The sequence below is a fragment of the Streptomyces scabichelini genome, assembly GCF_011045015.1.
Classification (GTDB): domain Bacteria; phylum Actinomycetota; class Actinomycetes; order Streptomycetales; family Streptomycetaceae; genus Streptomyces; species Streptomyces scabichelini.
Map to the genome: position 1 here is coordinate 21,982 of NZ_JAAKZY010000009.1, position 26,472 is coordinate 48,453.

The window sequence follows — 26,472 nt, forward strand, 5'->3', positions numbered from 1 at the left end:
CTGACATGCGGATCGTGATAGCCGAGGACGAATCCCCTGCTGCGTGAGGGGCTCGCCCTGCTGCTGCGCGCCGAGGGGCTCGACGTGGTGGCCACCACGGGTACCCCCGACGAGGCGCTGGTTGCCATCGACGTGCACAAGCCGGGCGTCGCCATCCGCGACGTACGGATGCCGCCGACCCACACCGACGAGGGATCGTCGCCGCGGTCGAGGCCCGGCGCCGACGGCCCGATCTTGCTGTGCTCGTGCTGTCCGCGTACGTCGAGCAGAGTTTCGCCACCGAGTTGCTCGGCGGCGGGGTGAACGGCCTCGGCTATCTGCTCAAGGAACGGGTCGGCCGGGTCGAGGAGTTCCTGGACGCGCTACGGCGGGTGTTGAGCCGGTGGCGGACGTTGTTGCCGCTGGAGGCGTCCAGGGGTGCGCTGCCGGTGTAACGGGCGAAGTGGTGCTCGGTCGGGAAGCGGCTGACGTCGCCGACGTGGCCGATGACCTTGGCGGCCAGCACGGTGCCCAGACCCGGCAGAGTGGTCAGCCCGGTGCGGGTCACCGCGAGGGCGTCGCGCATCTCGGCTTCGTTGTCCTTGACCTGCCGGTCCAGGCGCCGCAGGTCGGCCAGCAGGTTGCGGGCTATGTCCCGGCGGCAGGCATCCGTGGCCGTCACGGCGCGGATGGCCTTCATGGCGACGGCCGCCTTGTCGGCGGACAGGCCGGTGGGGGCGCCGCCGGGCAGGAGGTCGCGCAGGACGGCGTGGAGCCGGTTGAGGACGCGGGTGCGTTCGTGGACCAGGTCATCGTGACGTTCGGTCAGCAGCCGCAGGATCGTGGTCTGGTCTTCGGGCTCGACGGGCCGCAGGTCGTGGCGGAACAGGGCGACTTGGGCGACATGGAAAGCGTCTTTCGCGTCCGTCTTGCGGTCTCCGCCGGTGGTCAGCAGCCGGGCCCGGGCCGACAGCGTGGAGGGCACGTCCACCACGTTGTCGCCCGCGGCGGCCAGCTGCTGGGCGAGCGTACGGCCCAGGCCGCGGGCGCCTTCGACGGCGAAGCGGCGCTCGGGCCACTGCTCGCACCAGCGCATCAGCTGGCGGAAGGTGCCGGCGTTGACGACGAACCGACGCTGGGCCACCAGGTGGCCTGCCGGGTCGACGGCGACGGCGGTGTGGGAGGACTTGTGAGGATCGACACCGATCAGGATCACGGGCAGCCGGCCTTGTACTCGCTGAGACAGGGAAGGGGGTGCGGTGGGCATCCTGACTTGAAGTCACCGTGTCACCTTCATGCCTCTGTCGAGCCACACCGCGCGGGTGCCGGCCGGCGGCGGCACGCTATGAGTGAGCCAGCCCGCGCGGAGCGGCAAGGAGCACTTGCGGGCCCGTGCCGACCGGCACCCTGGACGCTACGGCTGCAGACCGTGCATCTGGGCTCAATTGAACAAGTCAGGAGCCCGGCCAGAGGTCTCATCACTGTCTTGTCCGTCTGCCCGACCGGCGCGCATACCGCCCCTCACGTGTCGTACGGAAGGGCAGCGAACACCAGCATGGCAGCGGATGAGATAGGCGTCATCGGCGGGATTCGACACCCACACCGACACCCACCAGGCCGCGATCATCGACACGATCGGCCGCCACCGTCGGGTGTCGCAACCACCGATGGAAACCGCCCGGCATCGACTTCACGTCGGCACCCTGAACACTGTCGTCGGCCGCGGCAAGCGACACGCTGCCCGAGGTCTCGATCCGGTGATCCGTCGTCGTACTCATCAGGTGACTCCTTTGGGGAAGATCACACCTGATTCATGACACTCCCGAGATGAGTGAGATCGGGCTGCGGGACGGCGCTGGTACACCATCGGGATCCTGGCCGCACTGGGCTGGGGACGGGTCCGGCATGCTGACGTCCGTTACCGGCAACGGCCGGGATCTTTCGCCGATCCTGCTCGCGGCACTGACCAGGCGGTTTGCCACCGTCTTCGTACTCTGTGTGGGAGATGGGAGCCGTGGAACGATCCGCCACCGGCATCCGAAGCACGTGCAGGTTCTGCGCTGCGCGAGCGCCATGCACGGTGCGGCCATGTGGACCATGCAGGCCCGGCGGTTCGCCGGCCGAGGGGTGTCCCGATGAACGACTTGCACCGGTGCCGGTTGGCGTTGCCTGCGCTCATGGTGGCCGCTGCCGCAGCCGGGGCGGCGTTCCACGGAGTGTTCGGCTACGGCCCGCTGCTCCTGCCCGTGGCGGTCGCCGCCGCCGTTCCTGTAACCCTCTCCTACCTCCTGCGCCGGGCATCCTTGGAGGTCACCTGCGTTGTCTCGGCGGTGCTCTGGCTCATGACCTCGTCTCTCACGCTGAGGATGGGGGAACCTGTGGTTGTCGGGCTGACCGGGACGCTGGAGGGCGAGGTCAACGGGTGGGCCCGACTGCTGAGCGTGTCGATCCCGGCTCCGGTCCGCCCGGATCTGCTGACTGTCGGCATCCCGGCTGGCAAGCCTACGACCCTCGCGCGCACGTGCACGCCCCCAGTGTCCCCGCGACGACGCCCGATCTCCTGGCGCTCGTGGCCCGCATGGCGACGGCAGAGCCCGACTCCGTCGCTCTTCGAGGCTTCAGAGCCCGCCCGATGGCGAGTGGGCGTCCTCACCCTTTTCGACGGGGTGCGATGGTCTTCGGACGCCGTGTTCCGGGTTGGCGGACCCACCATCACCATGCCCGCCCCGGACGGTTCGCCCCTGCGCGAGGACGTCAGGATCCTGGACTTGACCGGGCAGTTACTCCCGGTCGCCGAGCAGCCCGCACGTCTGGTGGGCGACGGTCTGGCAGCCGACGCGACGGCCGGTCTCGCCCTCCACGCCCAGGGACTGGAGCAGGGCTATCGCTACGGTCTCGACGCCGTACGGACACGAGTACGCACCCCGGCGCAGCAGTCGGCGCAGCGGGTGAGTCGGGATGACCCGCAGCTGACGAAGCTGCCCTTGGGAATCCCCGCGAGCCTACGGGACTTTGCGGAGTCGACCCACTAGTGAGCGGCCACACCGTACGAGAAGGCCACAGCGCTTGCCCGGGGGCTCCGCAGGAACTCCACGTATGTCCCCACGGCCGAGAACGACGCGTCCTATGGCGCCGTCGGACGGTTCCTGACCGAACGCCGTGGATCGGCGACCGCGTTCGCCGTGACCTTCGTCCTCGCCACCAGGGTTCTCCACCTGCCCGCCAGGGTCATGGTCGGTTTCACTGCGGGGAAGCAGCAGCCGGGAGCCGGTTACGTCGTGCGGGAAGCAACGCCACCGCCTGAGGTGAGGTGAAGTTCGAGCATCTCGGCTGGGTCGCGTTCAACCCCCTGCCCGCTCCCAGCACCGCCGCCCCCGACGAGGGGTCGACCACCTCACCGTCACCCCGGCCCGGTACAGCGAGTCCGACTCCGAGTCCGACAGCGAGCACGCCCCGCGCAACCCCGACAGGTGCCACGCGGACGGGGAAACACCGCGGCGCGCACCGGCCATCGGTCACCGAAGTGCCACGCTTGCGAGCGCGCCAGCTGCGACACCCGCAGAGCTGCCGGGAGTACCGGATACCGCAGCACAAGCGCCCGAACACCGAGCCACCCGAAGAGGTTGGAGCTTAAGTTCGCGTACCGGCGTTGCCACAGGCAGACCGCTACCGGCTCTTCTGACCGTCAGGGTGCAGTTCGTTCATTGCGTGTCTCCATTGGGGTGGTTGAGATCTGGCGGGTAGCCCTTGGCGCGCAGCCAGCTATCAAGCGCCAGCGCGACGATGTCGCCGTGGGGGGTGCCGTTGTCGGCGTTGTAGCGGCGGATGCGGCGCTGGAGCTGGAGGGCTTCGGGTACGGCGTAGTTGAGCTGCCCCCGCGAGGTGTGGCGTGTTTTGATGATCGCTTCTGTGTCGGGGTGCGGGATGAAGGGGTCGTCGGTGGGTCCGGGCTGGGCTTCGAGGAGGTTGGCGAGGTCGCGCAGCAGGCGGACGTGGTGGGTGTTGGCGGGCATGGTGGTGCTCCGGGGTTGCTGCGACTAGTCGAATAGTGATCCGCCTAGTCGACTATCGGGCTATTGGAATAGTCGGCAGGGTGGACGCGGTCCCGCTAGACCGCGTCCACCCTGTGCCGAAGTGAAGCGTCGGATGGTCAGAAGCCGCGGGTGGTCAGCCACTCGTCCATGGCGACGGCGACGAAGTCGCCGATCGGCAGGTGGTCGAGTTCGTTGTCCAGCGCGAAGCGCTTGATCCGCCGCTTCAGTTTCAGCGCGGCTGGCACGGACGAGTCGAAACTCTCCCTGGCGATGACGCGCTGATTGAGAAGAACGGCAAGGGCGGGAATGTCTCCCGGACGGCCGGGTCCCTGTGCCCACGGCGCGCTCTCAGTCGGCGCTTCGCTCGATTGAGTTCCCTGGTGGTGCTCCGGAATCAGCTCAGCACCCTGCACAGGAAACGCAGTACCCCCTGCCACCGCAGACGTTGCCGGGCGGACCGCTACCTCAGCAGCCGGAGCCGTACCGGGAACTTCGGAGGCGGGATGACCCTGCACTGCGGGCTGCTCGCCATGCTTATCGGTGGGCGCTACCGACTCCTCAACTGTGACCGGATTCGGCTCGGGCGTGGTACCAGCCTCTTGAAGTGACTGGCCTTTGGCTGCTTCCCGGACGGCACCGCTGGAGCGATCCGCAGCAGCCGTGGGCGCAGCAATCGGCGCAGTGTCCGCCACCGCAACGTCCGTTACCGCATACGCCCGGACGGGCGCGGATGCGACGGCGGAGTCTGCCTGGAGCGCGTTCTCGGACGCCTGATCCGTAACGGGTGTGGTGGCCTGTTCGGGGGTGAGTTCGGCGGCTGGGGGAGGAGGCGGCGGGGTCGTCTTCCTGGCCGCGCCCAGGGTGCGACCGCCCGTGCGGCGGGCCGGGGGCTTCAGCTTCTCGTTCTTTTCGGTCATGCCTGGGTCAGCTCCTTCATCAGGTTGGCGTACTCGCTCAGTTCGGTGGGGATTTCGCCGAAGGCCTCCATGTAGTGGACCCAGGAGTGGACGGTGGTGTCGGCGAGCGGGAACGGCTCGTCGCGGTCGGGGCCGATGCCCTCACCTATGGGCGGGTCGAGGAGCTGGTCCTTCGCGGTGCGGGGCAGGCTGGTGCGGTCGTCGGCCTTGACCATGACGACGTGGGCGGTGACGCCGTGGGTGTTGCGGGCGGCTGCGCGTTCGGCTTCGTCGAAGGTGGCGACGAGTTTGCGGCGCTCGATCTTGGTGGGGGCGACCGGCACGAGCAGCAGGTTCGCCTCGGTAACAGCCTCGTGGAAGATCCGGGCGCTGCCGCCGCCGGCGTCGACCACGATCGCGCCGAACTCGGCGCGCTTGGCTGAGATGTACTCGGCGATGTCGTCGAACGGGTACCGCTCGATGACCAGGTTGGCGGGGATGTCGAAGCCGGCGGCCTGGGCGACTTTGAACCAGTCGTACGCGGACTGGCTGGTGGCGTCGGCGTCCAACAGCAGCGTGGGCAGATCGAGGACGACGGCGTAGTAGAGGGCGTAGTAGAGGGCGATGAACCCGGCGCTGGTGGTCTTGCCGGTGCCGCCCTTGAGCATGCCGACGACGATGACGAAGGCGTCCCAGGCGCCCGCGGTGGCCGCGGCCAGAGTGTTGTGGCGGGTGTTCTCGTTCACGTGTGCTTGATCTCCTGAAACCGGAAAGGTGTGTTGACTTGGCGGTTGTCGACGACCTTGACGCAGGCTTCGGGAGTGGCGTGTGGGGGGGAGCCCTTGCTGGGCGACTGCGACCGGGATGGTGGGTGGGCGGGTCGTCGAGTCCAGCGGCACGTCGGGGGATATGTGCCAGGACGGAGGCGCTCATGGCCGCCTCCTCATGTCGCGGGCTGGGCTGTGGTGGTGCTGGGGCCGCATGCGGGTGCCTGCTTGGTGCAGGAGCCGGTAGACGGTGGCGGCCGAGTAGTTGCACTCCTGGGCGAGGCCCGGGACCGTGGCTCCGGCCTCGTACCGGGCGCGCAGGGACAGCGCGAGCTTGTGCCGCTCGACGGCCCGTGCTGCGGCGCGCATCCGTTGGGTCTGCTGTGTGGTGCGCACGGTGCCGCCGGCCTCGATCAGCAGGCGCCGGGCACCGCGCCTGGTCTCTCCCGCGGCTGTGGCGAGTTCGGTGAGGGTCGCGCCACGCTGCTCGTACAGGGTGCGCAGGTGGGCGGCGAGGCGCCGGCGGGCTTGTGGGTTCTGCCGCATCCGGCGTGTTTGCCAGGAGGTGCGCATGACGGTTCCGGCGTCGTGCAGCCGGTTGAGGACGGTGCCATACGACAGGCCGCTGGCGGTGACGAGTTCGTCGACCGTGGCACCGGCCTCGTACTGCTTGCGCAGGGACTGGGGCGTCACCGCCTCGCTCGCATCGGAGGTGAGCGGGGGTTCTGGCTTCATGCGGCGGACTCCCATTCGCTGAGGGCTTCGGCATGGGCAGCGGCCAGCTCGTCGTAACTGCGCTGGTCGGATGGGGTGATGAGGATCAGGCGGCCGTCGCGGACGATCAGCACAGCCTTGCTGCGGTGTTCCGCGAGACGGTCCAGCGCCTGCTGGTAGGCAGCTCGCTCCGCCGTGTGCAGGGCCTTGCGCCGGGCCGCGATGCCCCTGGTGCCGTGATGCTCGGCGACCTTGTCCCAGCCCTGTGCCGGTGTGTGGCCGTTGGGGGCGTCCGGGAGGCGGATACCGAAGCCCTCCAGAGCTCGTGGTGCGAGCGTCCAGGTCTCCCCGGTGTGCTGGACGAGGCCGTGGTCGGCGAGGCGTTTCAGGGTCCGGTAGGTGGTGGCGCGGGAGACCGAGGAGGTACCGACGAGCTCGGCAACGGTCTGCGCGGGGTACTGGTGCAGGGCACTGATGATCATGAGGGCGGTGCTGCCGAGGGCGTGGTGGGCGAAGGCGTCGTGGCCCATGAGTTGGCCGAGGACGGTGGAGTCGACGTCGGCCGCCGTGGCCGTCCCAGGGGTGGTCCACTCCTCAAGTGCCGGGTCGGGGGGGGAACTGAGTGGACCGGCAACGAGACAATCCAGCCGGGCCACCGTGGCCGGGGATGGTGCCGTCGCCTAGGTACCAGATCGAGCCCTCCCGGCCATGGCCCACCCGCAGACGCCGCAGCCAGCCACACGGCTTGAGGACGGTCTCGTAGACGATCCGCAGCGCCGTGCGGGAGATGCCCGCCTCTTCGGCGGTCTGGCGCTCGCTGGCGTGGTGCAGGGGTCCGCCCGCGATCTCGGCGAAGTTCAGGTGCGCCCGCAGTACCCGCAGCGCAGTCCGCCCCCGCTCCCCACGCCAGGGCGTGGTCTCGATGCGGTCCCGCAGCGCGGCGAGAACCTCGAACGCGTCGTGCCGCGAGCCCAGCGCCAAGGTGGTGCCGACGGTGGCCGAGGCGCTGTTCCAGACCCGGCGGATGTAGTCCAGGGCGCGGCCTTGCCCGGAGCGCAGGACGATGTTGCGGGTGTGCCGTCCGCCTTCGTGCTCGGGGTGCAGCAGGAGTTGGGTGAGCTGGTCGATGCTGCCGCCGGCGCGGGCGACGTGGCAGGCGATGGCCGCGGTGATCCGGTGACCGTGCTCGGCCGCGCCCTGGCGATCCTCGCGCAGGAACACGGTCCGGCGGCCGGAGGCGAGCCTGCTGTAACTGCCGGTCGCGTAGCGCCCGGTGAGGTCGCCGAGCAGGACGAGATCGGCCGCGGCCGGAGGGAGTCGGCGGAGGCCCAGCGGGCCGCGTGCGAGGGGGAGGTGTCGTTTGGTGCTGTGTGGCACGGTGGGGTCGTCTCGCTAAGACGTGGACGCCACCCAGGCCCGCTAAAACCACGGGTGGTGTCCGGAACCGACCTCCATCGGCGCCAGCAAGGTCTCCAGAATGGCCGTCCTGAAGGCCCTCGTTTGCCTGGCCCCGAGCGGAGGCAGGCGTCCCCATCACAGCTCGACCGAGGTCGAACCAGAGCCCCGCCAAAGTCGCCCACCCGTGATCCACACCGGCCAACTCAGGTCCCCCAGAGGCCTGTTGCAGAGGTCGTTGCCTCTGACTGCCTCCGATCGCCTCCGCAACCCGTCCTAGCAGGTCACAGCCTCATCGCCCCCACACAAGCGCAGGTCAGGAAGGTGCGCTAGCTGTACCACTGGTTCCTGGCAAAGGCGGTCATGTGCGGCATCTTTGCGGCTCCCGTCGTTGGGTGATGGCCACATCGTCCGGAAGGGCGTCGCGGCACCGCAATACCTCCTCAGCCTCACGGAAGGGTTTGGGGAAACTGCCTGTTCAGGGCGGGTGCTCGTCTGTGTCCGCAAACTGTCGGTACACCGGCAGCTGTCGCATCGCCGCAGATCAGGCATGATCATTTTCGCGAACGGCCCTGTCCGGCGCGATCAATGCGTTTGTGCCGACGTGGGCATTCAGCCGGTTGCAGCACGGCGAGGTACCGGAACGGGGAGTTGTCCCTGGGCGGTACGGCTGGACGGCGGTCCAGGGCCGTTGCTCAGCGGTGACGATCCACAGTGACCATGCGCGTCGGCGCGCACATGTGGTGTCAGGGCAGTCGGACCAGGTTCAGCCGGTAGTCCTCGACCTGGGGCAGCCGCTGGGCGGCGAGACCGCTGAGCACCTCCTGGACCGGGGTCGGAAGTTCGTCGTACATCGGGGCGGGAAGGCTGCTGAACGTGTGGGAGGCCAGTACTTCAACTCCCGGTCGCCACTCGGCGAGCTGTGCCGGATCGGCACAGTTCCACTGCATCCGGGCGTCGACCTTGCCCAGCGCGTCGGGCTGGTCCTGGGTGTCGAAGTGGCCGGGGCCGGAGGTGTCGAGGGCGAGCAGGGAGCCGGGGAAGCGGTCGGCGAGCAGGCCGATGACCTCGCGCACGTCCGTCTCCTGGAGGTAGGGCAGGACGGCTTCGGCGGCGAAAAGGTACGGGCCGCCGGAGTGCGCGGTGACGGTGTCTGCCCATGCCTCGTCCGTCACCGACGCGGCGATCATCGTTCGGCGCGGGACGTCGGTGAAGCAGGTACGGCGCAGTTCGATCACGTCGGGCAGGTCGAGGTCGAACCAGCGGGCCCGGCTGTTGTCGGTGCGTTCGAAACGGGTGTTGAGGCCGGTGCCGATCTCCACGACGGTTCCGGTGGGATGTTCTGCGAGGAAGTGCGCCACCCAGCGGTCGAACAGGCTGGTGCGCAGGACCGTGCCGAGCAGCATCGGCAGGCCGTCGAAGCGGGCGAAGTCGTAGTCGATCGCCGCGACGAGTTCCTCGGCGACGGGGTCGCGCAGGACCGCTTCCTTCTTGCGGTTCTCCACCGCCCGGCCGTACAGCGGGATCAGCAGGGTTTCCTGGATCGTGCCCAGGCGTACGTCGCGCTCGGTCATGACCGCCTCCACAGTCCCTCAGTGGATGCGCAACGCTATATGAAAATGGGATCCATTAACAGCAGCCGGTGCCGTCGTGCCGGGCGACGGCGCCGGACTGCTCGGGAGCGCCATGTACGGTGCGTCGCCTAGCGGGTCGCCACCACCACGTAACTGTTGCCGTACTGCCAGACCGGACCGGCATGCGTGAAACCTGCCTGCTGCAGCAGCCGTACATGCGCCGACAAGGGCAGCCCGGTTCCTTCGCCCGAGCCGTTCCGCGGCTGTTTGTGGTGGCGCTCGGCGAGGAGGTCCGCCAGCTCCGGGTCGTGGGCCACGGCCGCCCACCACGATTCCCAGTCCTCGTGGGCGAATGCCTGCTGCCGCTCCGCCCCGCGTCGTCCGACGTGGGTGACGATCCCGGCGGCCTTGGGGCTGCCCTCCGGCGGGAGGTGGTCGCCGTTGACGAGGACGCCGCCGGGACGCAGCAGCGCGGCGAGTTGCCGGTACGTGTGCTTGAGGGCGTCCGGGGCGAGATAGTGCAGCGCGGTCGTGGACACGGCCGCGTCGAGCGGGCGGTCCAGACCCAGAGCCTGGATCCAGCCGGTCTTGCCGACGACCGCCTCGACGTAACGGGCGGCGGCACCGTGATGGGTGCGGGCCAGCTCCAGCAGCAGGGGGTCCATGTCCACGGCCACGATCTCCGCGTCCGGCAGACGACGGGCCAGCCGTGCCGCCAGAGAGCCGGGCCCGCAGCCGAGGTCGAGTACGAGGGGCGTGACCGTCCTGTCGGCCGTGATGTGCTCGACCACATCGGCGATCACCGTGAACCGCTCCTCGCGGCCGACGGCGTACCGCTGCTGCTGGCGCTCCCAGCGCTCCACCCACAGCTCGGCCGTCGCCATGCTCAGCCCCATCCGGTCGCGCCACCCTCGCTGTTCGCACCTGTCTTCCGGAACTCCTCGGCACCCTACAGGTGAAAACGGTTCCCATTCACGGTGGATGTCGTGTCACTGAAGACTGGCGAGTACGGACAACAACCGGTCGATTTCCTCGGGGGTGTTGTAGAGGTGCAGGCTGACGCGCACCGAGCCGGTCGGCTCGCCCGCGCTGCCCTGGCAGTGGTTGTCGGAGCGGACCATGAAGCCGTGGCTGAAGAGGATGAAGCCCAGGTCACCGGAGTCGATGTCGCGGTGCCGGAAGGTGACGATGCCCTGTCGCTGCTGGACGGGTGAGTCGGCGGCCAGGCTCAGGTGGCAGCCGAGGATCTCGTAGGCGTCCAGGTGGCGCAGTCCTTCGGTGAGCCGGGCCGCGAGGGCCACGGTCCAGCGCTCGATCCGGTCGGTGCCGACGGCCTCCAGCCAGTCGAGCGCGGCGGCCAGGGAGGCGATGCCAATGGTGTTCGGGGTGCCGTTCCACCCGCCGGGCGTGAAGTCCGGTCCGCGCCTTTGACGGGCCCAGACCGCTCCGGAGCCGGGCAGGGCCAGCGCCTTGTGTCCGGAGAAGACGACGAAGTCGACGTCCAGGCCGGCCACGGACACCGGCAGATGGCCGATGCTCTGGGCGGCGTCGAGGCAGATGACCGCGTCCGGGCCGACCGCCTGGCGGATGCGGTGGACGTTCATGTTCCCGCCGTAGACGTGGTGCACATGGGTGGCGGCGACGAACCGGGTCCGAGGGCCGGCCTGCGCCGCCAGCGCGTTGTGGTCGTAGTCGTGCGAGCCGGGCTGGTACGGCATCTGACGGACGTGGACGCGCACCCCCTGACCGGCCAGCAGCTGTTGGGCCTCCAGCCAGGGTGCGATGTTCGCTTCGTGGTCGGCGACGGGGACGACGATCTCGTCCCCGTCGGTGAGGTACGAGGTCAGCCAGTCACGCGCAATCGTGCGCAGCCCCTCGGTCGTGCCGCTGGTGAAGTGCACGCCGGAGCGTTCCGGAGCCGGGTCGGCCAGGAACTCCTTGACGCGGTCCCGGGTCCCCTCGACCAGATCCGTGGTGCGGTTGGCCCAGGTGTAGGTGCCGCGGCCGGCGTTGGCGTTGGTGGTGGTGAGGTAGGTCTGGGCGGCGTCCAGCACGGCTTGTGGCTTCTGGGCGGTGGCCGCGCTGTCCAGGTAGGCCAGCTCCGGATGGGCTGTGATGATCGGGAACTGGGCGCGCAGCCCGCGCTGCCATTCGCGTAGGTCCTCGGGGAAGGCCACGCCGTTGCCCCGGGCGGAGCTGACGGACATGTCAGTCCCGTACCAGGGGCGCGCCCGCATCGCGCCAGGCGACGATGCCGCCGGAGAGGCTGCGGACGTCCGGATGTCCGATGCGGGCCAGCAGTGCCGCGTACTGGGCGGACTTCTCGCCGACCGGACAGGCCAGGAGCACCGGTCGGCTCCGGCTGAAGGGCAGGCCGCCCCGCAGGAGTTCGTCGAACAGTTCGTCGACGATGTTCACCGACCCGTCGATGTGCAGCGCCGCGTACGCGAACGGGCTGCGCAGGTCGACCACGAGCGGCCCGTCGGTGGCGATCCACCGCTGGGCGTCCGCCACCCCGATGGCCGGGGCGGCGCGCACTTCGGCGGCGGACAGATCGGCCACCGAGTTCTTCCGCCGGGGCCGGCCCAGCAGGTCGGGCCGCCGCTGCCGGACATAGCTCAGATAGCTCTCCACGCGGTCGCAGACGATGAAGACGGCTGTCTGACGCTCCGTCAACTGAGCGTCCACCTCGCGGAGATGGCGGACCGCCCCGAAATAGGCGGCCCCGCCGGTGGGTCCGGCCAGCATCCCACAGCGGCGGACCAGGGTGAGCATGCCGTCGATGGCCTCGTCGCCGCTCACCGTCTCCATCGTGTCGTACGTGTCCGGGTCGAACAGGCCGACTTCGTGGACCTCGTCGATGGTGCGGATGCCCGGGATGAAGTCGGACTTGCCCCCGACAAGACCGACGACCTGTACCCGCGGGTCCTGCTCGCGCAACACCCTGGCCACGCCGGTGGAGGAACCGGCCGTACCTACGCAGGCGATGAACCAGTCCGGGGCGCGGCCGTCCAGGTCCTTGACGATCTCCGGGCCGGTGCCGGTCAGGTGGGCTTCGGTGTTACGGGGGTTGAAGTACTGGTCGGTGTGCAGACAGGCGCTGCCGGAGTCGGCGAGGGCGTGGTGGAAGAGGGTGAGCGGGTCGTCGGTGTTGGTCGGGTCGAGGCACTCGCTCTGACCCGGCAGCTCTTCGATCTCCGCGCCCAGCAGCAGGAGCAGGTCCTTGATCTCGGGCACCCGCATGCGGTTGGTGACGCTCTTGAAGGTCAGGCCGTGCATCCCCGCGATGACGGCCAGCGCCTTGGCCGTGTTGCCGCTGGAGAGTTCGACGATCTGGCTCGCCCGCTCGACCGCGTCGGCGAGGTCGGGGCGCGCCATGTTCCAGGCGGCCCGGTCCTTGACCGAGCCGAAGGGGTTGAGCATCTCCAGTTTGGCGAACAGGTCGATGTTCCGCAGACCGGTGACGGCCGGGTCGATGCGCACCAGGGGGGTGTTGCCTATGACCTCGGTGATGCTGTCGTACCTCACTCATGTCCCCCTGACGGCGTTGTCGGCCAGTACTGTTCGTCGAGGCTCCAGCGCCATGAGCCGCCGTCCTGCCAGGCGGCCACCTTGCGGGCGACGGGCTGGTGTTGTGCCTGGCCGGCGTGGAAGTCCATGGCGTATCCGGCGGTGTTCGCGAAGGCCATCAGATCGCCCGGCTGCGGCCGACGCGGAAGGAAGACCGTGCGCCGGGTGATCATGTCCGTCTCCAGGCAGAGACTGCCGAAGAGATGGACGCCCACAGGTTCCGCGTCGGCGGGGACACCGATGCCGTTGCCGTTCTTGGGGATGACGACGGGGTCCATCAGTACCCCGTGCTCTTCGAGGGCCACGTCCTCGGCCTTCAGCGCCAGCCGTACCAGCAGTTCACCACCCGTGCGGGAATCGCGTACCTCGAGGACCGTCGCCAGTGTGATTCCGCACTGGTCCACCAGGGCCCGCCCGGGTTCGACATGCAGGTCGTACAGGTGCTCCAGCAGCAGCGTGGCCAGCGGTCGGCCGCCCAGCGAGGCGGCGGGGTGCGCCAGCAGTTCGTCGAGGTACCGCTCACCGGCGAGCGGCCGGTGTGCCGGGTACAGTCCCAGCGCTCCGCGCAGTGTGCCGCCCTCGTTGCGCAGCCCGTAACCGTGCCCCTGCCAGGTCAGGGGCGGGCGCCTGCCCAGAACGGCGCCCGTGAGCTCCGTCGTGTACCGCTCCCACTGCTCGCGGTCGGCGAGGTAGTTGACGCCGAATCCGCCACCGACGTCCACGGCCCGCGGACGCAGTCCCCGGCTCCGGCACTCTTCCAGGGCAGTGAGACAGCCCTCAAGGGCCGTTGCCTTCTCGGTGAGACTGGTGGTGTCCAAGTGGTAGGCCACGCCGTGCAGTTCGACCGTGTCACTGTGCCGTTCGGCCGTCTCCAGCAGCGTGTCGAGGTCGCCTGCGGGCGAGCCGAAGCGACTGCGTCGGCTCAGCACCCGCACGCCGGACGCCTCGAACCCCGACAACCGCAGCAGGACACGGGCCCGGGGGAGGGCGTGCTTGCGCACCAGTCCCGCGAGTTGGTCCAGCTCGCCGACCGAGTCGACGCTGACGGTCACCCCGGCGCGGGCGGCCAGCCACAGGAACTCCGGGTTCTTGGGCCCGGTGGCCAGGATCCGGTCGGACACGAAACCGGCGCCGAGGGCGTGCTGCAGTTCGCCCAGCGACGCCACGTCCACGCCGGCGTCCGTCGCGGCGAGCCGTCGCACCAGGGCACTTGACCGGTTGGCCTTGTGGGCGAAGAAGACCTGGCCGGACAGGTGGTGCTTGCGGTACACGGACCGGAACCGCTCCAGATTCTCGGCGACCTGGTCGGGCACCAGCAGGTTGAGGGGTGATCCCAGCGCGTGGGTGAGCATGTGCAGTAGATCGGGGGACTGCAGCAGGGATTGCAGCCGGGGACCGAGACGGGGTTCCAGATACAAGGGCCTGCCCATGCGTGTCCCTTCCCTGAGAACGCCGAGGTCCGGCATGCCGAGCATGCCGACACTTCGTCCCGCGGTTCGCCGTATAACCCCTTTCCCTCAGGTGCGCGCTCTTACGCCCCGAGGCGCCGGTGTCGTACCGCAATGGCAGGGGTAACGCGCAGAGGTCGTGGCGTAGTTGGCGCCGTGATGGGTGCGCGTCCTTGGTTTCGGCCAGGAGTGGCGGTGCGTCTGGCCCTTGCGCTCACGCCCCTCTTTAGATGAAAATGACAATCATATTTGTCTGGCTCCGAGGGGTTGCAGTGGTGGATCCGTACGAACGCTCGGCCGAGTACCTCGACCTCATGATCGCCGGGACATGGCAGTCCCTCGGCCCGGCGCTGGCCGAAGTGCTCCAGCAGGTGAAGGCGGGGCCCGGGCCGGTAGTCGATGTCGGGGCTGGTACCGGCCGGGGAGTGCAGGCGATCTGTGCCGCGCTTCCGGGCGATGACCCCGTGTTGGCCGTCGAGCCCTCTTCCGCCATGCGCGCCGTGCTGCTGGCGCGCGTCCACGACGCCCCTGAACTGCGCGAGCGGGTCACGGTGTTGGCGGAAGACGCCGTACACGCCTCGCTCCCTGACGGCCTGCGCGCGATAGTCGCGGTGAACGTGCTGGGACACCTGCCGCCGGCCGAACGGCAGGCTCTTTGGGCGAGCGCCGCACGCCGGCTCGCACCCGGTGGCGCAGTCGTCGTCAGTGTCACTCCGCCCTTCGCGCCCGAGCCGGTTCCGCGCACCCGGATGGCTTCGGCGGCCGTGGGCGCGCTCCACTACGAGGGGTGGGCCACCGCGGAGCCCTCCGGGGACGACGAGATCACCTGGCGCATGGACTACCGCGTCCTGCGGGACGGCCGGCCGCTGTCCGAGGTCACGGTCGACTACCGCTGGTGGGTGGCGAGCGAGAACCGGCTGGCCGAGGAGGCCGCCGAAGCCGGGCTGGTCATACGGCCCGCAGGGAAGCCCGATCTCGGGCTGCACCTCCTCACACGCTCGGGTGAGTAGCGCCTGCTGTCCGAAATGACCCATCACACCGTCCACATCTCTCACGGAGCGGAGGCCGGATGAGTCAGCTCGTCCCTGCCGAAGACGTCCTCGCAAGCACCATCGAATGTATCGGCGAAGTCCTCGGCATGCAGAGCGACTTGATCACGCCGGACACGCCCTTGTCGGCTCTGGGCCTTGAGTCGTTCACCGCTGTGCGGCTGCGGCGCCGGATCCGCGAGCGCACCGATGCCGATCTTCCCCTCACGACCTTCCTCGACGGCGCCACGGCTCAGGACATCGCGAACCGGCTCGCCGCCGAGGTGGAGGAGGCGCCTGCTCAAGAACAGGCCGGGAGACAGGAGGAGCGAGCGGCGCGGTGCGACACGCAGGCCGATGCCTCCGACGGGATTCCGCAGGTCGACGGCGGGCCCTTCCCCCTGACGCCCATTCAGGCGTCCTACTTCGTCGGCCGGCAGGAGGGGCTGCCCCTCGGCGGGGTGGCCACCTTCTACTACTACGAGTACGACCGCGTCGCCGAGGACCCCCTCTCGGATCTCGGGCGCCTGGAAGCAGCCTGGAACCGGCTGATCGAGCACCACCCGATGCTCCGTATGACCGTGGACGAACGCGGCAGGCAGCGCATCCTCGCCGACGTCGGGCCCTACCGGATCGGCACCACCGACCTGCGGGACGCCTCCCCGGAGGACGCCCACCTCGCGCTGTCCCGCCTTCGCCACGAGCGCTCCCATCAGGTGAGGCCGACCGGCACCTGGCCGCTCTTCGACATCCACGCGGCGCTGCTGCCGGACGGCAGGACACGGCTCCATGTCGGCGTGGACGTGCTCATCACCGATCTCGCCGGCTGGATGCTCCTGATGCGCCAGTGGGGTCGGCTCGTCATCGATCCCACCGCACAACTCCCGGTTCCGGAAACGGACTTCGCCCGCATGCAGCGGGCCCGTACGACCGATCCGGAGTGGGCCGCACGGCGGACACGCGACCGTGCCTACTGGTCAGAGCGCGCTCCCCGACTCCCCGACGCGCCGCGACTTCCTGTGCTGCGCGATGCGGAGGACACGACGCCTCCCCGGTTCGTCCGGAATGCCGCAACCCTCGACGCGCCGACATGGGCCGCCGTCCGTGCCCGCAGCGCGGAATTCGGTGTCACGCCGACCGCCACCCTGCTCGCCGCCTTCGCCGCCCTGCTGGGCCGCTGGGGAGCCGGTGACCGTATATGCCTCAACACCACCCTGTTCGACCGGCCCGAGACATCGGGTGAGGCAGCCGATGCGGTGGGTGACTTCACCACCACCGCCCTCGTCGGCACACCTCCCTTCACGCCCGGCCGCTGGGAAGGGTTCGCGGGGTACGCCGCGGAGGTCAACCGATGTTTCTGGGAGGACCTGGACCACCGATCCGTCTCCGGAGTGGAGGTGCTCAGGGACCTCGTACCCGGACCGGGCTCCGACCCCGCCGCTCCCGCTCCCCGTTACCCGGTGGTGTTCACCAGTGGGGTGGGTCTCGGCGGTGAGAACGAGCCGCCCGCCGCGTGGATCGGCGAGGAGGTCTACGGCATCTCCCAGACCCCTCAAGTCCTGCTGGACCACATCGTGTGGGACGAGGGCGGCCGGCTCCGGCTCGCCTGGGATTCAGTCGAGGGAGCCTTCCCCGACGGGTACGTACAGGCCCTGCTCGACGCCCATGTCCGGCTGCTGCGCAGACTGGCGGAAAGCGCCGCGTGGCGCGATCCCGCACTGGGCTGGGACCCGACCTTCCGCCCGGAGGAGCCCCTCGACGTCGCGCCCTTCCCCGACGCGGGCCCTCTGTTGCACTCGCCGGTGCAGGAAGCCGCCCGACGGTACCCGCAGCGGCCCGCTCTGCACGGGGCATCCGGTGCTGTCACGCATGGCAGGCTCGCGGAGAACGCCGCCGCCACGGCCGCGCTGCTGACCGCTCATCAGGCCGGGCCCGGTGATCTCGTGGCCGTGGCCTGCGAGAAGGGTGTCGCGCAGGTCACCGCTGTCCTCGGGGTCAGCGCCGCCGGGGCGGGCTACCTGCCCATTGAGCCCTCCTGGCCCGACGCCCGGGTCGCCGCCGTCTGCGAACGGGCCGGTGTCCGGCACGCGCTGGTCGGCCGTGGGGTGAAGATCGCCTGGCCGCCGGGTGTCACCGTGCACCGGCTGACCGCCGCGGGGAAGCCCGCAGGCCGTGCCGTCTCCGACGACCTCGTCGCCTCCAAGACGCCGAGCCCGGACGACCTCGCCTACACGATCTTCACCTCCGGCTCCACGGGCAGCCCGAAGGGCGTCGAGATCCAGCACCGCGCGGCCCGTACCACCATCGACGACATCGTGGATCGCTTCGGCATCGGCGCCGACGACCGCGTACTCGCCCTGTCCGCCCTCAGTTTCGACCTCTCGGTCTTCGACATCTACGGCGTCCTGGGCGCGGGCGGCTCCTTGGTCCTCCCCGACCCCGCCCGGCAGCGAGACCCGCAGCACTGGCTGGAACTGGCCGGGCGTCATGGCGTCACCGTGTGGAACACCGCCCCCGCTCTGCTGGAGATGCTGGTCGAGTACGCGGAGATGGAACCGGAAGCAGCCGCCGAGGCCCTGCGCACCCTGCGCCTGGTGATGCTGTCCGGCGACTGGATCCCCCTGACCCTGCCCGAGCGGCTGCGCAGGCTCGCCCCGCAGGCCGAGTTCATGAGCCTGGGTGGCGCCACCGAGGCGTCGATCTGGTCCATCACCTACCCCGTCGAGCGCACCGATCCGGGCTGGCACAGCATTCCGTACGGCCGGGCCCTGCGCGGCCAGTCCTTTCACGTACTGGACGAGCAGGGTGCGCCGTGCCCGGTCGGTGAGGCCGGTGAGCTGTTCATCGGCGGTGACGGGCTGGCCCGCGGCTACATCGGTGATCCCGTCCAGACCGCCGAACGCTTCGCGATCCATCCGGTCCTCGGGCAGCGTCTCTATCGCACCGGTGACCTGGGCAGGTGGACGGTCGACGGGACCATCGAGTTCCTCGGCCGCGCCGACCGGCAGGTGAAGATCCGGGGGCATCGCATCGAACTGGGTGAGATCGAGTCGGTGCTGGGCCGGCATCCCGGCGTGCGGCAGTGTGTCGCCTCGTCGGTGCGCGGCCCTGATGGGCGGCCGCGGCTCGTCGCCCATCTGTCACCGAAGGGAACCGCCCAGGTTCCGTCTCCGGAAGAACTGGCCGCCGCGCTGCGTGAACGGCTGCCCGAGTACATGATTCCCAGCCGGTTCGTCGTCCTGGACCAGCTGCCGGTCACCGCCAACGGCAAGATCGACCATGCGGCCCTCACCAGCCCGTACCGGGAGCAGGGGGTCGTGAGCGACGGCCGGTCCGAGGCCTCCGAGCCTGGGGAACCCGTGGTCGCCGCCGAGCCGAAGTCCGCGCCGGACATGCCGTCGGACGAGACCGGTACGGGGTGGGCCGCCGCAGCGCTCGACGAGGCCGCCGCGCTCGGGCTCGAGGCCGCGATCGTCCTCAGGCCCGGCCTGCTTCCCCCTGACCAGGCGCTGGAGGCGACCGCGCACTGGCTGCGGCGCGTGCAGCGACTTGCCGGGTCGTCCCGTGTCGAGCCACGGCTCGCCGCCGGGGGACTGGCCGAGATCGTCCATCGGCCGACTGCTCCGGGCACGGCAGTCGGCGGACCGGTTCCTGCTCCGGGCGCCACGGCTTCTATCGCCCTGACCGACCCCGTGCGGAACGCCGCGGCCTCCATCGCCCCTGTCGACCCCGTGCGGGACGCAACCGTCTCTGTCCCGCCTGTCGCGCATCATGCCGACCCGGTGCGGGACCGGGCCGTGCTCGACGAAGTCACGTCCGTCTTCGCGGATCTCACGGGAAGCCCGGTCCAGGCCGACAGCACCTTCGCCGCCCTGGGCGCGACCTCGCTCACCCTGGTCCTGGCGCATCGCCGGCTCTGCCAGGGCATCGCCCCGAGCCTGGCGCTGGCCGACATGTTCGCGCACGCAGGCGTCGGCTCGCTCGCCGCCCGGATCAGTGAACTGCACCGCAAGACGCCTGATCCACAGCCCGGCACCGCTGCGCCGCCGACCGGAGGCCGCCCGCGCCACACGGCGCCCTCGGAGGCCGGTACCGCCGACCTCGTACCCCAGACACGCCGGGCCTCGCGGGTCGCCGCGCGTGCCCTTGCCCGGGAGACCGCCGGATGACCCAGTCCCCTGAACCGAGCTGTCCGTCCGAACAGAGCGACCCGTCGCGGGCGGTGGACCGGGGAGACGACGAACTGATCGCCGTCACCGCCCTCGACTGCCGTTTCCCTGGTGCCCCGGACACCGAGTCCTTCTGGGACCTGCTCGCGGCGGGACGCAGCGGGCTGACCCGGCAGACCGAGCGGGAACTCGCCGAGAGCGGTCTGCCGGCCCGGCTGCGGCGCAATCCGGCCCATGTGCCGGTCAGCGGACTGATCGACGGCCAGGACCTGTTCGACCCGGAGCCGTTCGGGTTGACCGATGCCGAGGCCGCCCTGATGGACCCTCAGCAGAGGCTGTTCCTGGAGGCGTGCTGGCGGGCCCTGGAAAGGGCCGGGCACGGATCGGGCGTGGGGGCAGGTGCCGTGGGAGTCTTCGCCGGTGCCGCCCACAGCGACTACCTGACACGTCACCTCGCCCGCCGCTACGCCGACTCCGCCGCCGACCCGGTGGGCAGTCTCCAGGCGGCGATCTCGGGCGTCGGCGACTACCTGCCGCTGCACGTCGCCCACCGGCTGGCCCTCACCGGACCGGCGATCTCGGTCGGCACCGCCTGCTCCACCTCCCTCGTGGCGGTCCATCTGGCGGCGCAGTCCCTGCTGGCGGGGGAGTGCGACACCGCCCTGGCCGGCGGCTCCTCGCTGATCGTTCCGCAGGGCAGGGGCTACCTCCATGTGCCCGACGGCATCTTCTCCGTCGACGGGCGGGTTCGCCCGTTCTCCGCGGAGGGCACCGGCATCGTGCACAGCCAGGGCGTGGGCGTCGCCGTACTGCGCCGCCTCGCGGACGCCCTCGCCGACGGCGACCCCGTCCTCGCCGTCCTGCACGGATCCGCGGTGAACAACGACGGTGGGGACCGCACCGGTTTCACGGCGCCGTCCCCGCGCGGACAGGCACGCGCGATCACCGAGGCCCTCGCCCTCGCCGGCGTCACACCGAGGATGATCAGTTACGTCGAGGCCCACGGAACCGCCACCCGACTCGGCGACGTGGTCGAACTCGCGGCCCTGAAGAAGGTCTTCGGCGAGAGTGGCCCCGCGTGGTGCGCCCTCGGCTCCGTCAAGAGCAACATCGGGCACGCCAACTCGGCGGCCGGCATCGCCGGATTCGCCAAGACCGTGCTCGCACTGCACCACAGTGTGCTTCCGCCCTCCCTCGGTGCCCTGCCCCTGAACCCCGATCTGGAGCTGGAGGACTCCCCGTTCACCGTGCCGCATCGAGCCGACCCATGGGCCGGGCCGCGCTACGCGGGCGTCAGCTCCTTCGGTATCGGCGGCACCAACTGCCATGTGGTGCTGGGCAGTTCGCCGCAGCGCGCCATGGCCCCAGCGGACGGCCGCCCCCAGCTGGTCCTGCTGTCCGCGCATCGCGACGACGCTCTGGAACGCCTGGCCGACGCCACGGCCACCGCCTTGGACCAGCCGGACACCGACCCGGCCGACACCGCGTACACCCTGCACACCGGCCGCGGTGAACACGCCCACCGGGCCGCCGCGGTACTCGGTGACCCACCCGGCGACACGCACCGCGTCCTCACCTCCGCACTCCGGCGCGCCGTCCCGCCCACGAGGCCGAGGATCGTCTTCGCCTTCCCCGGCGGCGGTGCCCAGTACCCGGGCATGGGGCGTGAACTCCTCACCGAGGAGCCGGAGTTCGCCCGCACGGTCGAGGAGTGTGCCGCGCTCTTCGCCGGGCGTGGCGACGGCACCGGCTCCGGACTCGTCCCGCTCCTGGCCGCGGCGCCCACGGACGAGGAGGCCGTCAGGCTGCTGCGGGATCCCGTGCACGGGCTCCCGGCGCTGTTCACCGTTTCGCTCGCCACGGCGCGCACCCTGCGCTCCTGGGGCATCGAGGCGGACGCGCTCATCGGCCACAGCCTCGGCGAGTACGCCGCCGCCGTCGCGGCCGGAGCGCTCAGGCTCGCGGATGCCGTCGCCCTGGTCGACGTACGCTCCCGAGGCATGTCCCGCACCGCGGGCGGCGGCGCGATGCTGACCGTCGCGCTGCCCGAGGACCAGGTCGTGAAGCTGCTGGGCGACCATCCGGACCTGGACCTGGCCGCCGTGAACGCGCCACGCTCCTGCGTGGTGTCCGGACCCGTCGACGCGGTGACCGTTCTCGAGCGCCGACTCGCGGCCGACAGCATCCACACCACACGGCTCCACCTGGACGCGGCCGCCCACTCGCGGCTGGTCGACCCGGTGCTGCCGGCGCTGCGCGCCGCCGCCGAGGCGACCGTACCCGGCGTCCCGGCCGTGCCGCTCGCCACGACGCTCACCGGACAGCTGCTGCTGACCCCGCCCGGGGCCGAGCACTGGGTGCCCCATCTGCGGTCCGTCGTCAGGTTCTCCGACGCCCTGACCACCGCGCTCGGCACCGGACCGGCGATCGTGGTCCAAGTGGGGCCCGGCAGCGGCCTGTTGCAGCTCGTCCGCCGGCACGGGACGGCGAACGTCGTCGCCACTCTGCCCACCGTGCCGGGGCGCGACGAGCGCCGCGGAGCACGTGCCGCCCTGCTCACGGCCGCGGGCGAACTGTGGACCCACGGCGTCCGGCTCGATCCCGAAGCCCTGCACCGGCCCGGTCGGCGCCGGATCGCCCTGCCCGGTCTGCCCTTCGACCGGCGGCGCCTGTGGATCGACGAGCCCGACGACGTACGGCCCGGCCACTCGCCCGTGCCGTACGCGACCGCTGCCGAGCCCGACGAAGAGGAGCCCTTCCAGGTGCCGGTGTGGCACCGGACGCCACCCGTCGACGTATCACCGCGACTGGAGGGCCGCTGGCTCGTCGAAGGCGACCCGGACTCCCCGCTGCTGAGCGAGGTCCGTGAGCAACTCGCGGCCGCCGGGGCCCGGACCGTCACCCTCGCGCAGGCAGCCGCCGAACCGTCGCTGCCCTGTGCGGGCCTGGTCATGGTCGACACGCATGGCGAGGACGACACGTATGGCGAGGACGACTCGGGCGTCCGGGCCCAGGAGGCATCCGCCGACCGGGTCACCGAATCGGTGCTGCGGTACGCGCGGCTCGCCCGGACCGCCGCCCCCTGGGCCGGCAGCGCGTGCCTGCTCCATGTCAGTGTCGGCGCGCACCACGTGGAGAGCGGCGACCGCCCGATACCGGAGGGCGCCGCATCGCTGGCCGTGCCCCGCGTCCTCGCCCAGGAGTTTCCAGGACTGCGCTGGCGTACCCTCGACCTCCCCGCCGGACCGGTACGCGGCGAGGACGTACGGAGGGTGTGCGCGGAGGCGGGTGCCCTCGCTCACGGTGAGCCGAGTGGTGTGGAAGCCGCGTACCGCGGCGGACACCGCTGGGTCCGCGGTGTCACGCCTTGGCACCCCACGGCATCCGAGCAGGCGCGGGACGGCGGAACCGCCGTCGTGATCGGCGGACTCGGCGATGTCGGCATGGCCCTCTCCGCCCATCTCGCACGCAGCGGCCGGCGGGTCGTGGTCACCGGCCGCGACGGACTGCCCTCCGACCCGGCGCCGGGCACCCCGCAGGCCGAGCGGGCCGAGGCCGTACGACGGCTGCGGGAGGACGGCGTCGAACTGGACGTACGGGCCGTCGACGCGGCGGACCCCGATGCCACGGCCGCCCTTCTGCGGACCGTGTCACAGCAGTACGGCCCGCTCGACCTGGTGGTGCACGCTGCCGGTGTCGTGGCCTCGGCCGCGGTGGCCCCGTTGCGCGCCGTCGAGGAGGAGACCGTACGAGCGCACGCCCGGGCGAAGGTGTCGGCGGCGATGGCGCTCCGGTCCGCCGTGCGCGGGCTGCCGGACGACCTGCGCCCCGCGAACGTCCTGCTGATGTCGTCGGCCACCACCTTCGTCGGCGGCCTGGGGCTGGCCCCGTACGCCGCGGCCAACCGCTTTCTCGATGCCTTGGCCGAACGGGAGGACGCCGAACGGAACGACTCCGGCGAGCGGTGGATCAGCGTGGCCTGGGACGGCTGGCGCATCGGCCCCGGCGGCACCGAACGGGTCGTCGCCTCACGCCACTCGATCGGCCTGCGGGACGGAATGCGCTCCGTGGACCGGCTGCTCGGTCTCGCCGGGGAAGGCCGCGCGCCCGCGTCCCTGGCGGTCTCTCCGGCGGATCTGGCCGGCCGTACCGCGGGCGTCCCGACCGTCGCGGCCATCGCTTCGGGCCGGGAGTCGCCGGGCGGCACCACACAGCAGGGAGGATCCGCGCCCCGGGGCGCGGCCGAGGAAGTGCTCGCCGCCCTGTGGTCCGAGCTGCTCGGCTTCCCCGTGACCGACCGCGACGCCGACTTCTTCGCCCTCGGCGGTCATTCCCTGCTGGCCACCCGCATGCTGGCCAGGCTGCGCGACGAACGGGGAGCCGGACTACGTCTGCAGGACCTTCTGACGCGGCCCACGATCGCGGCACTCGCGCCCCTGATACCCGCGTCCGGCGGAGCGGCGGCCCCTGGAGCTGACGACGCGCTGTCGGCCGTACCACCGGAGGCCGAGACTCGCGCCGCGCCGGAGCAACCGACCGGTGCCGCAGGCGAGTTCCCGCTCACCCGCGTACAGCACGCCTACTGGGTCGGCGGCTCGGGAGGGTACCGGCTCGGAGACGTGCCCTGCTCCTTCCACCTGGAGTACGACTGTCCCGGCCTGGACACGGCGCGCTACGAGGAGGCGTGGAACCGTGTGATCGAGCGCCATCCGATGCTCCGCGCGGTCATCTCCCCCGAGGGACGCAACCGGGTACTGGACCGGGTGCCCCGCTACCGCATCCGCGTCCAGGACCTGAGCGCGCTGGGCGAGGAGGAGCGCGCACACAAGCTCGAACAGATCCGTACCCGCCTCGTCCGCCGGGAGCCGCGTCCCGGGCGCTGGCCCCTGGTCGACATCAGGGCGGCCCGCCTGCCCGGCGACGTGGTGCGCCTGTTCGTCAACGTGGACGTCCTCGTGTGCGACACCGCCAGTTACCTGATCTGGGACCGTGAACTGTGCGCCCTGTACCGGGATCCCAAGGTCCAGCTCCCGCCGGTACGTACGACGTTCGCCGAGTGCGTGGCCGCACTGGAGCAGCGCGCCGGCTCCCCGGAACGCGCCCGCGCCGCGGCCTACTGGCGGGCGCGGATCGACAGCCTGCCCGGTGCGCCCGCGCTGCCGCTGCGCGCCCCGGAGGCCGATACGCGTCCCCGCTTCGGCCGCCGCAGCGCACGGCTCGAACCGGACGACTGGGCGTCACTCAAGGCCGAGGCGGCCCGGCGCGGCCTGACACCGACCGCCGTCCTGCTCGCCGCGTACGGGGACGCTCTCGCCGACTGGTCGGGTCAGGACAGGTTCGCCCTCACACTCACTCTGTTCGACCGGCCGTCCGATCTGCCCGGCGCCGACGAGGTCGTCGGCGACTTCACCTCCCTGATGCTCCACACGGTGGACAGGTCGAACGACACGTCCTTCGCCGACGCGGCCGCCCGTGCACAGCGTTCGCTCTTCGAGGATCTCGATCACCGGGAGTTCTCCGCGCTGGAGTTGCTCGCCGAGAAGTCCACCCGCACCGGGCGCACCGAATCCGTGCCTGTCGTGTTCACCAGCGCCCTGGGCCTGTCCGGGCCGCTCGGCGGTGGCCACGACCTGGACTGGGCCGGGACTCCGGTGTACGGGGTGAGCAGCACACCGCAGACCTGGCTGGACCATCAGGTGCTCGAACAGCACGGCGCGCTGCTGCTCCAGTGGGACGTGCTGGAGAGCGAGTTGCCCGCCGACGAGGCGGACAGGGCGTTCACCTCGTACGTCGCACGCATACGCGGCCTGGCGCAGGGTCAGGCCGCCTGGGAAGCCGAAACGCAGCGGCAGGCGGGCGCGGAACCAGGCGGGCGGCAGACGTCCGCTGCCCCGGAACGTCGCGCGGCGACGCAGTCGCCGAGGCGGCAGCCGGCCGGTCCCGCTGTCGTGAACCGCCCTGATGACCTCGACACCGCACTGCTCCTGCGCGACGGCAACACCGACCGGCCGCTGTTCCTGGTCCACCCCTCCGGCGGCGACGTGCTGTGCTACGGCCAACTGGCCAGGCTGCTCACGGACGGGCGGCGCGTCGTGGCGCTCGCCGATCCGGCACTTACCGGAGGAACGGGCGCCGAGGACATCGCCGGTATGGCCGACCAGTATCTGGCGGCCCTGCGCCCGTACCAGGCGAACGGCCCGTACCTCCTGGGCGGCTGGTCCATGGGCGGCACCCTCGCCCATGCCATGGCCTGCGAACTGGAACGCCGGGGAGAGCGCACCGATCTCCTCCTGATGATCGACTCGAACGTGCCGGACCGCATCACGCCGCTCGGCGGAGCGGGACCGGACGGGGACGCGGCGATCGCCGCCGTGCGGTATCTGCGGTCGCTGGAGGCGTTCCTCGACATGGACCTCGGCCTCGGTCAGGACGAAGCCGCACGGCTGCTCCGTACGCCGTCCTCCGATGCACGGTCTGTCGTGGCCGCACGACTGCGCGAGGCCGGCCTGGTCGGGCCGCGGGAGACCGCCGAGGTACGCCTAGGGGTCTTCGAGCGCCACCTCCGTGCCCTGGGCGATCACAAGGCGGGCCGGCTCGCCGACCCCGACACCCGGTTGCTGCTGTTCCGTGCCACCCGGCCGTCCCCGAGCAACGCCGGAGTCGGCATGGGAGTCGACGACGCCCCCGACCTCGACTGCCTGGGCTGGCGGCCCCATGTGTCCGGCCCGGTCGACGACGTGGCCGTCGACGGACACCACTACTCCCTGCTGACCGGGCCGGCGGCAGCCCGGATCGCCGCCCTGACCGACCGGGCGCTCGCCGCCGTATCCGCCGGGCCGCTCCAGAACACCTGAGCCGGCCGGCCGCCAAGTCGGACATTCGCCTCCTCAAACGGAAA

At 70.8% G+C, this 26,472-nt stretch carries 17 protein-coding genes and 2 pseudogenes; 6 read left to right on the plus strand and 13 right to left on the minus strand.

Annotated elements, in window-relative coordinates; genetic code table 11:
- Window positions 1–5: 5 nt before the first annotated feature.
- A pseudogene (locus G5C60_RS04735) lies at window positions 6–374 on the plus strand (response regulator); the annotation flags it as partial.
- Here the strand turns inward: G5C60_RS04735 and G5C60_RS04740 are convergent.
- Window positions 314–1,195 carry an IS110 family RNA-guided transposase gene (locus G5C60_RS04740; protein ID WP_338145693.1) on the minus strand — a complete coding sequence of 294 codons (882 nt, stop codon included), beginning with the start codon at window positions 1,193–1,195 and terminating at the stop codon, window positions 314–316. The pseudogene G5C60_RS04735 and the gene G5C60_RS04740 overlap by 61 nt on opposite strands.
- Before the next feature lie 361 nt (window positions 1,196–1,556).
- A complete protein-coding gene (locus G5C60_RS04745; RefSeq protein ID WP_165254900.1) occupies window positions 1,557–1,757 on the minus strand; it encodes a hypothetical protein in 201 nt (66 codons plus the stop codon).
- 357 nt (window positions 1,758–2,114) lie between these two features.
- Between G5C60_RS04745 and G5C60_RS04750 the strand changes: the two genes are divergently transcribed.
- Together G5C60_RS04750 and G5C60_RS53970 are read left to right on the plus strand one after the other, a co-directional pair.
- Window positions 2,115–3,011: a TgpA N-terminal domain-containing protein gene (locus G5C60_RS04750; protein ID WP_165254901.1), complete on the plus strand. Its 897-nt coding sequence runs from the start codon at window positions 2,115–2,117 to the stop codon at window positions 3,009–3,011.
- A gap of 18 nt (window positions 3,012–3,029) precedes the next feature.
- Window positions 3,030–3,293 (plus strand): annotated as a pseudogene (locus G5C60_RS53970) (transglutaminase-like domain-containing protein); the annotation flags it as partial.
- Window positions 3,294–3,680: 387 nt separating this feature from the next.
- Here G5C60_RS53970 and G5C60_RS04760 read toward each other — a convergent pair.
- The 11 genes from G5C60_RS04760 to G5C60_RS04805 form a co-directional block, all read right to left on the minus strand.
- Window positions 3,681–3,992 carry a hypothetical protein gene (locus G5C60_RS04760; RefSeq protein WP_165254902.1) on the minus strand — a complete coding sequence of 104 codons (312 nt, stop codon included), beginning with the start codon at window positions 3,990–3,992 and terminating at the stop codon, window positions 3,681–3,683.
- 137 nt (window positions 3,993–4,129) lie between these two features.
- Entirely contained in the window at window positions 4,130–4,930 is an 801-nt protein-coding gene (locus G5C60_RS04765) for a hypothetical protein (protein ID WP_165254903.1), read from the minus strand.
- The gene (locus G5C60_RS04770; protein WP_165254904.1) at window positions 4,927–5,655 is read right to left on the minus strand and encodes a P-loop NTPase family protein; all 729 of its coding nucleotides are present in this window, start codon (window positions 5,653–5,655) and stop codon (window positions 4,927–4,929) included. Before G5C60_RS04770 ends, G5C60_RS04765 begins: the two co-directional genes overlap by 4 nt.
- 183 nt (window positions 5,656–5,838) lie before the next feature.
- Window positions 5,839–6,411, minus strand: coding sequence for a helix-turn-helix domain-containing protein (locus tag G5C60_RS04775; protein ID WP_241266511.1), 573 nt, complete (start codon window positions 6,409–6,411; stop codon window positions 5,839–5,841).
- Window positions 6,408–6,920 (minus strand): MarR family transcriptional regulator, encoded by a 513-nt coding sequence (locus G5C60_RS51565; protein WP_241266512.1) that lies wholly within the window; start codon window positions 6,918–6,920, stop codon window positions 6,408–6,410. The genes G5C60_RS04775 and G5C60_RS51565 overlap by 4 nt, the downstream gene beginning before the upstream one ends.
- A 64-nt stretch (window positions 6,921–6,984) precedes the next feature.
- A complete protein-coding gene (locus G5C60_RS51570) occupies window positions 6,985–7,767 on the minus strand; it encodes a hypothetical protein (protein ID WP_241266513.1) in 783 nt (260 codons plus the stop codon).
- A gap of 764 nt (window positions 7,768–8,531) precedes the next feature.
- On the minus strand, window positions 8,532–9,359 hold the full coding sequence (locus G5C60_RS04785) for a class I SAM-dependent methyltransferase (protein ID WP_165254906.1): 828 nt from the start codon (window positions 9,357–9,359) through the stop codon (window positions 8,532–8,534).
- Between the two features lie 128 nt (window positions 9,360–9,487).
- Window positions 9,488–10,255, minus strand: a complete 768-nt coding sequence (locus G5C60_RS04790) for a class I SAM-dependent methyltransferase (protein WP_165254907.1) — start codon at window positions 10,253–10,255, stop codon at window positions 9,488–9,490.
- A 93-nt stretch (window positions 10,256–10,348) separates the two neighbouring features.
- Window positions 10,349–11,566 (minus strand): aminotransferase class V-fold PLP-dependent enzyme, encoded by a 1,218-nt coding sequence (locus G5C60_RS04795; protein WP_165254908.1) that lies wholly within the window; start codon window positions 11,564–11,566, stop codon window positions 10,349–10,351.
- 1 nt (window position 11,567) lies between these two features.
- A complete protein-coding gene (locus G5C60_RS04800) occupies window positions 11,568–12,887 on the minus strand; it encodes a pyridoxal-phosphate dependent enzyme (protein WP_165254909.1) in 1,320 nt (439 codons plus the stop codon).
- Complete coding sequence (locus G5C60_RS04805) at window positions 12,884–14,359, minus strand: Y4yA family PLP-dependent enzyme (protein ID WP_165254910.1); 1,476 nt, start codon at window positions 14,357–14,359, stop codon at window positions 12,884–12,886. Before G5C60_RS04805 ends, G5C60_RS04800 begins: the two co-directional genes overlap by 4 nt.
- A 293-nt stretch (window positions 14,360–14,652) precedes the next feature.
- Here G5C60_RS04805 and G5C60_RS04810 point away from each other — a divergent pair, with 293 nt between their 5' ends.
- Genes G5C60_RS04810 through G5C60_RS04820 form a run of 3 tightly spaced genes read left to right on the plus strand, consistent with a single transcriptional unit; the run spans window position 14,653 to window position 26,428 of the window.
- Complete coding sequence (locus G5C60_RS04810; protein WP_206439096.1) at window positions 14,653–15,387, plus strand: methyltransferase domain-containing protein; 735 nt, start codon at window positions 14,653–14,655, stop codon at window positions 15,385–15,387.
- A 59-nt stretch (window positions 15,388–15,446) separates the two neighbouring features.
- The gene (locus tag G5C60_RS04815; protein WP_165254912.1) at window positions 15,447–19,574 is read left to right on the plus strand and encodes a non-ribosomal peptide synthetase; all 4,128 of its coding nucleotides are present in this window, start codon (window positions 15,447–15,449) and stop codon (window positions 19,572–19,574) included.
- Entirely contained in the window at window positions 19,571–26,428 is a 6,858-nt protein-coding gene (locus G5C60_RS04820) for a type I polyketide synthase (protein WP_165254913.1), read from the plus strand. Before G5C60_RS04815 ends, G5C60_RS04820 begins: the two co-directional genes overlap by 4 nt.
- The last annotated feature ends 44 nt before the right edge of the window (window positions 26,429–26,472 follow it).